The 11750-nt window shown below is 51.2% G+C and carries 11 protein-coding genes; 8 read left to right on the top strand and 3 right to left on the bottom strand.

Translation table 11 applies throughout. The annotated features are described in order from the left end of the window. Nucleotides 1-49 precede the first annotated feature (49 nt). On the top strand, nt 50-127 hold the full coding sequence (locus EL628_RS31000) for a hypothetical protein (protein WP_371859670.1): 78 nt from the start codon (nt 50-52) through the stop codon (nt 125-127). 43 nt (nt 128-170) lie between these two features. Here EL628_RS31000 and EL628_RS16285 read toward each other — a convergent pair whose 3' ends face one another. The 3 genes from EL628_RS16285 to EL628_RS16275 form a co-directional block, all read right to left on the bottom strand. Then, nucleotides 171-1157, bottom strand: a complete 987-nt coding sequence (locus EL628_RS16285; RefSeq protein WP_126580979.1) for a nucleotidyltransferase domain-containing protein — start codon at nt 1155-1157, stop codon at nt 171-173. A gap of 45 nt (nt 1158-1202) precedes the next feature. Then, a complete protein-coding gene (locus EL628_RS16280) occupies nt 1203-2156 on the bottom strand; it encodes a GNAT family N-acetyltransferase (RefSeq protein ID WP_126580978.1) in 954 nt (317 codons plus the stop codon). A 212-nt stretch (nt 2157-2368) separates the two neighbouring features. Continuing rightward, nucleotides 2369-3517 (bottom strand): acyl-CoA dehydrogenase family protein, encoded by a 1149-nt coding sequence (locus tag EL628_RS16275; RefSeq protein ID WP_126580977.1) that lies wholly within the window; start codon nt 3515-3517, stop codon nt 2369-2371. Between the two features lie 279 nt (nt 3518-3796). Between EL628_RS16275 and EL628_RS16270 the strand changes: the two genes are divergently transcribed. The 7 genes from EL628_RS16270 (at nt 3797) to truB (ending at nt 11665) form a co-directional block, all read left to right on the top strand. Continuing rightward, complete coding sequence (locus EL628_RS16270) at nt 3797-4075, top strand: YkgJ family cysteine cluster protein (protein ID WP_126580976.1); 279 nt, start codon at nt 3797-3799, stop codon at nt 4073-4075. Nucleotides 4076-4468: 393 nt separating this feature from the next. Further along, a complete protein-coding gene (gene nusA, locus EL628_RS16265) occupies nt 4469-5722 on the top strand; it encodes a transcription termination factor NusA (RefSeq protein ID WP_126580975.1) in 1254 nt (417 codons plus the stop codon). Nucleotides 5723-5740: 18 nt separating this feature from the next. Next, on the top strand, nt 5741-6115 hold the full coding sequence (gene rnpM, locus EL628_RS16260; RefSeq protein ID WP_126580974.1) for an RNase P modulator RnpM: 375 nt from the start codon (nt 5741-5743) through the stop codon (nt 6113-6115). 454 nt (nt 6116-6569) lie between these two features. Continuing rightward, complete coding sequence (gene infB / locus EL628_RS16255) at nt 6570-9155, top strand: translation initiation factor IF-2 (RefSeq protein ID WP_126580973.1); 2586 nt, start codon at nt 6570-6572, stop codon at nt 9153-9155. Nucleotides 9156-9254: 99 nt separating this feature from the next. After that, on the top strand, nt 9255-9689 hold the full coding sequence (rbfA, locus tag EL628_RS16250; protein WP_126580972.1) for a 30S ribosome-binding factor RbfA: 435 nt from the start codon (nt 9255-9257) through the stop codon (nt 9687-9689). After that, nucleotides 9686-10750, top strand: coding sequence for a DHH family phosphoesterase (locus EL628_RS16245; protein WP_126580971.1), 1065 nt, complete (start codon nt 9686-9688; stop codon nt 10748-10750). The genes rbfA and EL628_RS16245 overlap by 4 nt, the downstream gene beginning before the upstream one ends. A gap of 21 nt (nt 10751-10771) precedes the next feature. After that, on the top strand, nt 10772-11665 hold the full coding sequence (truB, locus tag EL628_RS16240) for a tRNA pseudouridine(55) synthase TruB (RefSeq protein ID WP_126580970.1): 894 nt from the start codon (nt 10772-10774) through the stop codon (nt 11663-11665). Nucleotides 11666-11750 lie beyond the last annotated feature (85 nt).

Raw genomic sequence — 11750 nt, 5'->3', positions numbered from 1 at the left:
ATCTTTTGTCCATCTTCAGATCCTCCCAGAACTATTGCGGTGACACAAGATAAGTGACGTCATTGCCATTATTGGGAGCCTCGATTTTGTGCTGGGTGAGGTTGATCGTGAGCTGGTGATGTGGTAGTGCTGCCCCTCTGCTAAGAAAGTGCGTCAGAGCAGGGGCCCGTTTACAATGGCCTTAAGATTTCTTTTGCGGTCAATGCAATCTCCTCGTGTGGTGAATAAGTGAGTGCGTTGAGCGTCGCATCTATGGTTTGATCCCGATAAGGAGTCATCCTCAAAAAGAAGAGCGCCTGTTGCTGTGCAGAAACGTTCTGTTGGGCCAGCTCCTGGAGAAGATACTCTTTATAGAGTAAGAGGAAATGATTTTCGAACCTCAATGTTTGCTCACAAATAGACCGAAGCTTCCGACGCTCTGCCGGGTCTTCTGGTAAGAGATAGTTCCACCGTCCTCGACAGAGCTCATAAATCTCTTGCAAAAGATCCGCCAACTGGTCATCTGCAACATATTTTCGATACATTTGATGACAGTCACTCTTTCGAGCCACATATTGTCCAGCTTGATAAGCAATCAAGGCCGTTGCAGACCAGCCTACCAGACGAATAAGATCACGAGTGCTCTTTACCTCTCGACCATCTTTTAGTTGTACCGTTCGTTGATCATAGCCATAGAACTCCTCATCGGGCTGGGGATACTGAAGCGGATAATCGAGAGGGAGCGTCCTATGAAACAGGTGTCCTGTGCGCCAAAAAGAAGAGTGCATGCGATCGCGTGTCCATTGCTCTAAAGAGATTAAAGGCAACTGATCTCTAATCTCTTCACCATACACGAGCTCGCTACCAAACTTCAGGGCGGGCCAGACGCCCTCTTGTAGACGTAGCTCATCCTTCCAGTCCAGGTCAAGCTCGATAGGAGAGGTCTGTGCCAGCCTTTCAGCAAGTGCCTCGACCCGCTGACTTTCAGCTTCATCGACAAAACGCCCTTTGAAGATAAGTAGGAGATCGATATCGCTTGTGCTAACCGTACTTCGATTGGCCAGACTACCTTCAACATAATAGCTACGAATACGATCAGGAAAGGCCTCTTCAAAGGATTGAATGAGCAGCTCGAGCACCTGATCCAGTGCCGGTTGCTGAGTTGAAAAAGTTAACAAAATAGCGCAACTCCTTTGCTCTATAACGAAGAAAGCGGATTTTACTTAACGAAGCATTTTTTTGTATGTTAGTTCGATTGGCCCGGGCTGAAAGCCTAAATGTTGATTGATGGCGAGAATGGGTTCGTTATTTTTGCGATTGGAGGTTAGGAGCATTCGGTAGCCCTGTTGCTGTAACCGTTGCATCACACGAAGCTTGAGCGTCGTGGCAATACCACGACCTTGATAGGCTGGTAGCGTCCCTGTATAAGGAATACGTGCAATCCGTTCCTCTCGATTAAAGGTTTTTGCACTGGAACAGGCAATCCATTTGCCATTGAGTTCAGCGATCAGATAAACGTCCTTCTCCCAATCAGTCTGTTCAATGGTGGACTGAACCCAGGAAGTATAGTCGGCTTCTGGCGGAATATGTTCGAGCTCTTTGTCGAGCTGAAAGAGATTCTGTCGTCCTTCAGGTGTATCGAGAAGATCAATGCCATAGGCAAGTATGCGAATCCCTTGCCATTCCATAGAAGCGGCATATTCCTCTAACTCAGCAAAATCATACCGGGTAAGGTCAATCTGCCAGGTCTGACGCTGTGCCTCTTCTACAAAGCCACGGTGGACAAGAAAATCGATGCCATCTGTTTCGGAGCCATACTGATAAAACCAGGCTCGAAGGGTGTTAGCATTGCGCTCGCGAGCAAAGTGTAGCGCTTGCTCGTAGAGGGCGCTGCCAATTCCCTGTCTCCGTTGCTCCTTTGCTACAGAGAGTTCAATTTCGCAGGTCCCTTTGACGCTGCGAAAGCCTGGGGGAGTTGTCCCCATATCAACCACCTCAAGGTAAGCAACGATGGGTTCTCCTACAACGAGGCGTCGATAAACCTCATGTGGACTGCGCTGTGCATCAATCTGGCGATGATCTTCAACCGTATATTGCCGATATGGAGGGCGTTCTCGATTATCTAGCGCAACCAACCCGGCTCGATCTTCCTCACAAAACGCACGTACCTGATCCATTCTTTAATCGAGCTCCTCATATAGGTTTCAATACATTCTATCGCATCAGACATTTTTCAGATCCCGTAAGAGAGTATAACATGTTTAGCTCATACTCTACCAGTAGAGCGATTTTTAGCGTATAGCGTATAGTATCCTCTGATCTCAAAGTACTTGAGAGGAGCGCAAAACGTCCTGAGAGAGCGCAAGATAGGCCATCGAAAAGCGAGCCTTCAGAGCTCTGTCAGCAATGCACGAGCAATCACCAGGCGTTGAATCTGGTTAGTCCCCTCATAGATCTGAGTGATCTTCGCATCGCGCATCATTCTTTCAGCGGGGTAGTCCTTCATGTAGCCATAACCACCCAGCACCTGAATTGCGTCGTTTGTGACATCCATAGCGGCATCGGAAGCAAAGAGCTTGGCCATAGCTGCATATTTGCTAATCTGTTTCTCATGGCGATCGATCATCTCAGCCACGTTATAGACCAGTAAGCGTGCAGCTTCAACTTTCGTCGCCATATCGGCCAGCATAAACTGAATGCCCTGATTGTCGGCAATGGGCTTATTAAATTGTACGCGCTGCTTTGCATAGGAGACAGCCAGATCTAGCGCGCCCTGAGCCAGACCTACTGCCTGTGCGCCAATGCCCGGGCGGGTTCGATCAAGCGTCATCATCGCAATTTTAAACCCCTCGCCCTCCTGTCCCAGAAGATTCTCAACGGGCACTTCACAATCGGTAAAGATAAGTTCAGCCGTCTGTGAACCTTTAATCCCCATTTTCTCCTCAATGCGACCGACCGAGAAGCCAGGAAAATCCTTTTCGACGATAAAGGCGCTAATTCCACTCGTGCCCTTAGCTGGATCGGTGAGCGCAAAGATACTATTGACCTGAGCCAGCCCACCATTAGTAATAAAGCGTTTTGAGCCATTGAGAATATATTTGTCGCCGCGCCGTACTGCAAAGGTCTGCATTGCGCCAGCATCCGATCCCGATCCTGACTCAGTGAGGCCAAAGGCTGCTAGCCATTCGCCGCTCGCTAAGCGTGGAAAATAGGTCTGTTTCTGCACCTCATTGCCTGCCAGCAGAATAGGGGTGCTTCCGAGTTGTTGGACAGCGAGAATTAAGCCTGTTGTGGCACAGGAGCGTGAAAGTTCTTCGATAGCCATCACCGTCGCCAACTCACTTGCGCCCACGCCACCATATTCAGCAGGAAAGGGCATCGCCAGAATATCTTGCTGTGCTAAAAGCTCCTTCATATCCCAGGGAAACTCGCCGGAGGCATCAATAGCAGCGGCTCTAGGAGCCACCTTTTCCTGTGCGATCTCGCGAATTGCCTCAATAAGTGCCTTTTCATCCTCTATGATATGCGACACAGCCATTGCAGTACTCCTTTGTTGTGCTTTGTACTTCAGACACAGCTCTATTGAAAAGTATAGCACAACTGAAGTAGAGATCCATTCACTGCTTCTAAAAGGATAGTGTTTTGCATATATATACGCGTATAAGTATACAATGGTATTCCATCATTGAGCACAGGAATGGAAGGTTTGTACGGATTGAAGCCAGGGATTGATCTTTTCAGGTCATCGCAGTACACTATCGAGACAGATTGCCCGATGCTTTTTAAGAAGAGAGGCAGGAAGAAAGGTCAGCGTATCATGGAATGCCGCGCCGGTTGTGGGGCATGTTGCATTGCTCCCTCTATTACCTCTCCGATTCCAGGAATGCCCAATGGCAAACCTGCGGGGGTGCGTTGTGTGCAACTGAGCAGTGATAATCGTTGCAAGATCTTTGGGCACCCTGAGCGCCCACCAGTTTGTAGCCTGCTTCAACCATCGATCGACATGTGTGGGACGACCGCCTCCGAAGCCATGCATCATCTCACCTGGCTAGAGAGAATCACTGCGCCCCGCAACGGTAACGAAGAGAGCATTTGAAGGCTCAGAAAGCAGTATAGTTGGGATAGGGGCTTTCCATTTGTGACAATCTGTGGTATAATTTCCTCCGTATGACAGAAACGCATGTAAGGTGGAATCCCTGTCGTTTCTGATAGCAAAACTGTAGATAATGTACCAATGTACAGATACCGTCCCCTCTTGAGGGCACATCTCTGGTGTGCTCAGATTGGCTATGCGCGTAGTAAAAAAAGTTCCATACGAGCTAGCCAGACGGGATGATGCATGCTATACTTTTTAATGTTCGTACAGAATTGAAGAAAACTTTTTGAAAAGTGGGCAGCCCCCACTTTTCTGTTTGCCAGAGGCTTTTTTTCTGGTGCACTCGAAAAATTGAGTAATTACTACCGGACGCCGGCGGGAGGAACATGGCATATGAAGAGCGAATTTCAGACAGCTATCGCACAATTAATTGCCGAAAAGGGTCTACCCCGCGAAGTAGTCATGGAGACTGTTGCCACTGCTCTCTTAGCCGCTTACCGCAAAAGCTTTGGCGGCGGCGAAAATGTACGTATTGAGGTTGACAAAAACGGTGAAGTCCACGTCTGGGCGTCCAAACGCGTGGTGGCTCAGGTCTATGATGCGAATGAAGAGATCTCTCTGGCAGAGGCTCAGCGCCTGATCTCTAACGCTGCCCTGGGCCAATTTATTGACGTCGATTCATCCTTTATCTTTGCTCGCATTCCCACGCAGACTGCCAAGCAGGTGATCTTACAACGTATTCGTGAGGCCGAGCACGAGCACCTGTATGACCAGATTAAAAATTGGATGGGGGAGATTCGCCGTGGCCGCCTCACCCGGAAAGACCCTTTGCGAGGCTGGCTGATTGATTTTGATCTCAATCAGGTGGATAAAGTTGAAGGGGTGATGCCCTTTAGCGAAGAGGTTCCAACGGAGAATTACCGGGCAGGGGCCTATATGCAGGCTCTGGTCTTTGATGTTCGTCGCACCCAGGGTCGCATGGTACAGATTGTCGTTTCGCGTGCTCACCGTGATTTTGTGCGCCGTCTCTTTGAAGCCGAGGTGCCCGAAATTTACGAAGGGACCGTTGAGATCAAAGGCATTGCACGTGAGCCAGGGAGCCGCTCAAAAGTAGCTGTGGTTGCGCGGCAGGAAGGGCTTGACCCCATCGGCTCATGCGTTGGTGTTCGTGGCTCTCGTATCAGTCAGATCGTCAGTGAGCTTAACGATGAGAAGATTGACATCATCCAGTGGAGCGCTGACCCCGCTACGTATGTAGCGAACGCACTCAGTCCGGTGAAGCCGTTGCGCGTCGAGTTGCGCGAGAGCGATCATACGGCTGTGGTAACCGTTGCAGAGAAGCAGCTCTCCCTGGCCATTGGAAAAGATGGGCAGAACGCGCGCCTTGCCGCAAAATTGACTGGTTGGCGCGTAGATGTTACGAAGCCAGTCGAGGGCGAGAACTACGATGTACGACCTGAGGAGCCAGCCGAGCCCGTCAATTCGTACCCACGTCGTGAGCGTCCCTCTGATCGATCTGGCAATAGTGATCGTCGTGGCGGAAACGACCGTCGAGGCGGCAGTGATCGCGATCGTCGTGGAGGCGGCTCCTCCCAAAGGTCCGGTCATCGCCGACATCAATCTTCGTATGGCTACGAACGGGACTAATGAGGAAAAGGAGGTCGTATGGCAAAAACAGCCCCAAAACAACAGCCAAAACCTAAACATCTCCCGATGCGGACGTGTATCGCTTGTCGGCAGATGAAGTCAAAACGTGAGCTTTTACGCGTCGTGCGCACTCCTGATGGGCATGTACAGATCGATGCTACCGGCAAAAAGTCTGGGCGTGGAGCATATCTCTGCGCCAAGCTCTCTTGCTGGCAGAAGGCATTGAAAGAGAAACGGCTGGAAAATGAGCTGGAGACGACCATCTCTGACGACGATCGTGCCGAATTAGAGGCGTATATGGCCACTTTGCCTGCCGATGAGCCCATCCCAGCCAGACCTCCCAAAGGTAAAACGCAACCGTCTAGCTCAACCAATAGTATCGCGTCTAAATAGCCTCCTATGCTGTTTCATGCAAGGATTCAAGCGTCCTGCATGAACTTGCAAGGATCTAGAGAGTGCGCTATACTGAGGTGAGGTAAATGTATATTGTCACTATCCCCTTGAAAGGATAGAAATGTTCAATGCTGGCATCTGATCTACGGGTTAGATGAGGATTGAAAAATGTGTCATTTTTTCTCTACTCTTTATAGAGACACAGCCCCTCGTATGCAGGGCAGTTGTAAGCGAATGTTTGCGGAGCGATCAGCTATGATGAGATAAACATAGCCTCTACGCCGGAGAGCGCAGACGTAGATACGCCTGGCACTGCACCCCACGAGGGTCTGTCCCCTTGCCTCTTGATATAGATAGACATTTTAGGCATGGGCGGCAGACCTTTTTTATGGCTGTGAAGAGAGATTTCCGTCGCCACTTATGGCACACCATTTGATAGGAGGGAGTCTTCTTCATGAGAGATATATCAGAAATTCCCGGTGGTACCGAGCAGAGCAATTCATCTACGACACCTAATCAGAAACCTAAAGCTCCTGCTCGCTCGAAACCAGAACAGACTGCACCAGGTAGCCAGGAACAAGAACCCAAGCAGCAAGCGCCTCGGCGTCGTCCAACTAATCCTTCTACGCAGAATGCTCCAACAGCTTCAACTGATACGCATGAGAACACCGAGGGTGCTTCGGCACCCACTCAGACAAATGCGCGTCCAGCGCAATCTGGAAGTGCACCAGCCCAGCGACCAATGGGGCAGGGAGGGCCACGCAACCCGAATCCCAGACCCAATGGTCCTAATCCGAATTATCGTAATAACAATGGCCCACGTCCTGCTGGCATGGGTGGCCCTGGCAACAACCCGGGTGGCCCGCGCCCCGCTGGAATGAATGGACCCAATAATGCAGGTGGCCCACGTCCCGCTGGCATGGGTGGCCCTGGCAACAATGCTGGAGGCCCGCGCCCACCAATGAATCGTGATCGGTTCCAGAATCAGCCCCCACGTTCCAACGTTGGAGCTCCACAGCAGCAGCGCCCTCCCATGCCAGGGAATGCCCCGGGGCCTCAGGGACCGGGATCATATGGCCCGCCACAGCGACAATCCAATGGTCCGCGCCCAGGTAGTGGGAGTGGCCGCTCTGGTGGACCAGCAGGCCCTCGTTCTGGTGGACCAGGACATAGCGGTGGCAATGGTAATCGACAGTCAAATCGACCTGCGAATGCTCCAGCACGTCCACCACAAGAGCGCCGTCCAGCTCCTGTAAAGGAGAAACCAACTGGCCCTATCTCTCTTCCGCCACAGATTGTGGTGAAAGATCTGGCAGAGCTCCTGAGCGTCTCTCCGATTGAGGTGATTAGCAACCTGATTAAAAAGCATAGCATTTTCGCGAGCATCAATCAGGTGGTTGAGTACGAGAAGGCTGCTCTGGTTGCCAAAGACCTTGGCTTCGAGCCTTCCCCTAGCACCATGACGACGACGCCCGCGGTCCAGAAGCAATCAGCTTCAGAAGCGCAGTCGATTGCCGCAGAGACGGATCGCACCGAGGTCATTCCACCAGTTATTACCATTATGGGCCACGTTGACCACGGTAAAACCTCTCTGCTCGATACCATTCGTAAGACCAAAGTTGCGGCTGGTGAGGCTGGTGGTATTACTCAGCATATTGGGGCATATCAGGTTGAGGTAAACGGAAAGAAGATCACGTTCCTGGATACTCCAGGTCACGAAGCCTTTACCGCTATGCGCGCTCGTGGTGCCCAGTCCGCCCACATTGCGATTATTGTAGTGGCTGCTGACGACGGTGTGATGCCTCAGACGCGTGAGGCTATTGACCACGCCAAGGCTGCCAAGATGCCACTCATTATTGCTTTGAATAAGATTGATAAGGCCAACGCGAATCCCGACCGTGTGAAACAGCAGTTAACGGAGATCGGCGTCGTGATTGAAGAATACGGCGGCGATATCGTCTGTGTACCAATCTCAGCCCGTCGTGGCGAAGGTATCGATGAACTGCTCGAGTATATTCTGCTGGTCGCTGAGGTCCAGGACATTCGTGCCAATCCTGATCGTCTGGCTACTGGTATCATCATTGAGGCCAAACTGGAGAAGAATAGCGGTGCCACGGCAACGGTTCTGGTTCAGCAAGGTACCTTGAAGCGCGGCGATAATATCGTCGTTGGTGGTATCGCTGGTAAAGTCCGAGCGATGTTCAACGATCGCGGCAAGCTGATTCAGAAGGCCACCCCAAGCACTCCAGTGAGTATCCTGGGTCTGCCCGAGGTCCCAAATGCAGGTGATCGCCTGGAGGTCGCGGCTGATGAGAAGACAGCTAAGCAGATGGCTCAAGACGAGGCCGAGAAGCGCCGTCTGGAGACCATGCCTCTAGGCCAGGTCAGCCTTGATACGCTCTACATGCAGATGCAAGAGGGCAAAGTCAAAGAACTGAACGTCGTTCTCAAAAGCGACGTTCAGGGATCATCCGAGGCTATCAAAGGCTCCCTCTCCAAACTGGGCGAAGATAACATGAAGGTTCGCCTGATTCACGAGGGAATTGGAAATATTAGCGAGACCGATGTCCATCTGGCTGGTGCCTCTGGCGCGATCATCATCGGCTTTAACGTGAAGGCTGATGGTGCAGCACAGCGCGAGGCTCAGAAAGAGGGCGTTGATATTCGCTATTATAATGTCATCTATAAGCTCATCGATGATATCCAGGCCGCTCTGGTTGGTATGCTTGAACCAACGTATCGTGAGGTTATCGACGGCCATGCCGAAGTCATCCAGATCTTTAAAGCTGGTAAGACAACGGTTATTGCTGGTAGCCGTATTACTGATGGGAAGTTAACCCGCTCATCGCAGGCGCGTCTATTGCGTAAGGGTGAGAAGGTTCATGAGGGGAAGATTGGTTCTCTGCGTCGTGGGAAAGATGACGTCCGTGAAGTGGCCAGCGGCTATGAGTGCGGAATCGTTCTCGAAGATTTCATCGAATTTGAGGTTGGTGATATTATTGAAGCCTTCTCTCAGGAGCGCGTTCTTCCGGGAGCCTGAACAAGATAGCAGCACCGTTTTTAAGGCCGCTTTGTTGCGTTTGCGACAAAGCGGCCTTGTGCCCACAATGGTCTACAATGGTCTACAAGGAGAGGTTGCATGGCAAATCCACATAGACAAGAAAAATTAGGTGAATTGTTCGCCGCAGAATTGAGTGAGCTCTTACGTACACGTCTGAAAGATCCACGGGTTGGCTTTGCGAGCATTACGCACGTTGAAGTAAGTGGTGATCTTCGCCACGCCAAAGTTTTTGTCAGTGTGATGGGAACGCCCGAAGAGCAGAAAGAGACAATGCAGGGACTGAGAAATGCCTCTGGCTATCTTCGCCGTGAATTGGCTAGCCGTATTACTTTGCGCTATATGCCAGAGCTCGTCTTTAAGCTGGATACTTCGATTGAAGAAGGAGCGCGGATCATTGATCTTTTGAACAGGATTGAGCTTGAAGATCAGGAGAACAAAGTACAGAGTGAGCAGTTCGCCAGCGCTGCTTCCGTTGAGGAAGAGACTCCTACACAGAAGGCAGAGGCCGAATGAGTGAGATAGTTGCCTCATCAGACTTCCCGTTGGCTCAACAGCAGCTCCCTGCTGCTAAGGTCCAGCAGGCTATGCATTTCATTACTGCTGCTAAACGCATTGCATTGCTTGCACACGAACGCCCCGATGGAGACTGCCTGGGTTCTGCCCTGGGCTTTGCCCATATGTTACGCCAGTTAGGAAAAGACTGTGTACCTGCCTGTGCAGATCCTGCTCCTTCGTCTTTCTCTTTTCTGCCTGATGTTGAGACGCTGCAAACAACGCTGGGCGATGAACAATTTGATCTTGTCATTGCTCTGGATGCTGGTGAACTGAGCCGTTATGGAGCTCTCTATGAGCAGCATCGGCATTTCCTGGATACGGCAACGATTATCAATATCGACCATCATGTCAGTAGCGAAGGATGTGGGACGGTCAATATTATTGAGACCGGGGCGGCCTCGACGACTGAGCTGATTGTCCTTTTCCAACAACAGGCAGGCCTTCCTCTCGATAAAGATGCTGCGATCTGTCTGCTGACCGGTTTAATTACTGATTCAGGCTCATTTCAGTATCCCAGCACTTCCGCACGTACCATGGAGGTTGGTGCAATCCTTCTGACGGCTGGCGCAACTGCTGAAATGATTGTGAAGCCCCTCTTCCGTACGCGTCCTCTGGCTCAATTGCGTTTGCAAGCAGCTACCACCAACAATATCCAGACCACCCTGGCTGGACGTGTGCTCTGGTCGTATGCCAATGATGAGACGCTGGCCCAGGCTGGCGCTACCGCTGATATGGATGATGCGATTGTTGGGTCTCTGCGGGATATCGCAGGTGTCCAGGTTGCCGCTTTTTTTAAAAATTATGGTGATCCTTCTCTGACACGAGTCAGCTTGCGGAGCACAGCTCCTTATGATGTCGCTGCTATCTGTATGCGCCTGGGAGGTGGTGGTCATCCTCGAGCGGCTGGAGCAACCATTCATCAGCCCTTAGCAGAGGCCACGAGGCTGGTAATCCAGGAGATCGTGCAACAGATTGAGGCCACCGATCAGCAGCTACAAGAGCAGTCAGCTCAAGCATAGAAAAGAAGGAATGGTACATTTGTGGACGGAATTCTCAACATCAACAAGGGATTGGGCTTAACATCGCATGATGTTGTGGCTAAAATTCGCAAATTGCTGAAGCAGAAGCGGGTTGGCCATACCGGGACGCTGGACCCAGCCGCCAGCGGTGTCTTACCAATCTGTGTGGGTCAGGCAACCCGCGTCGCCGAATATCTCAGCGAGAGTGGCAAAGCCTATCAGGCAGAGATCACTTTTGGGGCTGTGACCGATACCTATGATGCTGAGGGGACCGTCCTTCGAAGTGCAGAGCCTGCTCTTCTGCAAGCATTGACGTTGTCTCAGATTGAGGAGGCTTGCGCCCATTTTCTGGGCCCACAGATGCAACTTCCTCCCAGGTATTCTGCGATTAAAATTCAGGGTCAGCCAGCCTATAAGCTAGCTCGTGCAGGGGCAGAAGTCGTGCTTACGCCACGTCCAGTTGAGATCTCAGAGCTCACGATTCTCGATTGGCAGCATCCTCATCTCACGCTGGCAGTCTCTTGCAGCAAAGGAACCTATATTCGCTCTCTGGCATATGATCTGGGTGAATATCTAGGCTGTGGAGCTTACTTGACCGGGCTGATTCGTACGCGTAGCGGCCCTTTCTCGCTCACCGAGAGCGTAACAATAGAGGAGTTAGCCCTGGCTCTGGAAACAAAGAGCATAGAGAGCTATCTTTTCCCTGCTGATACTGCCCTGCACCAGTATCCTGCCCTCTATCTTGATGCCCCCACGATTGAACGCGTCCTCCACGGTAATACTTTTTCTCATCCTACTGTTCAACCCATGGCAGACCTGGCACGTATTTATAATGAGGATGGACAGTTTCTGGCAATTGCTACCTGGGATGCGAACCAGCAGCTCTGGCAGCCCAAAAAAGTACTGAAAAGTTAACCACCCTTCTGCCCGATCCACCAGATCAGCACGTTGCATCGCTCGATCGGTCGTACCAGGTTTTGACCTTCTAACAAGCAATCGT

The sequence above is a fragment of the Tengunoibacter tsumagoiensis genome, from assembly GCF_003967535.1.
In the GTDB taxonomy this organism is placed as follows: domain Bacteria; phylum Chloroflexota; class Ktedonobacteria; order Ktedonobacterales; family Ktedonobacteraceae; genus Tengunoibacter; species Tengunoibacter tsumagoiensis.
Note: the sequence above shows the minus strand (reverse complement) of the source record. Positions and strands in the feature narration are given on the sequence as shown.

Coding starts and splice junctions, on each gene's coding strand:
- EL628_RS16275 (WP_126580977.1), bottom strand. CDS start 3,517: ATGGCTGTGTCGCATATCATAGAGGATGAAAAGGCACTTATTGAGGCA.
- EL628_RS16280 (WP_126580978.1), bottom strand. CDS start 2,156: ATGGATCAGGTACGTGCGTTTTGTGAGGAAGATCGAGCCGGGTTGGTT.
- EL628_RS16270 (WP_126580976.1), top strand. CDS start 3,797: ATGGAATGCCGCGCCGGTTGTGGGGCATGTTGCATTGCTCCCTCTATT.
- nusA (WP_126580975.1), top strand. CDS start 4,469: ATGAAGAGCGAATTTCAGACAGCTATCGCACAATTAATTGCCGAAAAG.
- rbfA (WP_126580972.1), top strand. CDS start 9,255: ATGGCAAATCCACATAGACAAGAAAAATTAGGTGAATTGTTCGCCGCA.
- infB (WP_126580973.1), top strand. CDS start 6,570: ATGAGAGATATATCAGAAATTCCCGGTGGTACCGAGCAGAGCAATTCA.
- rnpM (WP_126580974.1), top strand. CDS start 5,741: ATGGCAAAAACAGCCCCAAAACAACAGCCAAAACCTAAACATCTCCCG.
- EL628_RS16245 (WP_126580971.1), top strand. CDS start 9,686: ATGAGTGAGATAGTTGCCTCATCAGACTTCCCGTTGGCTCAACAGCAG.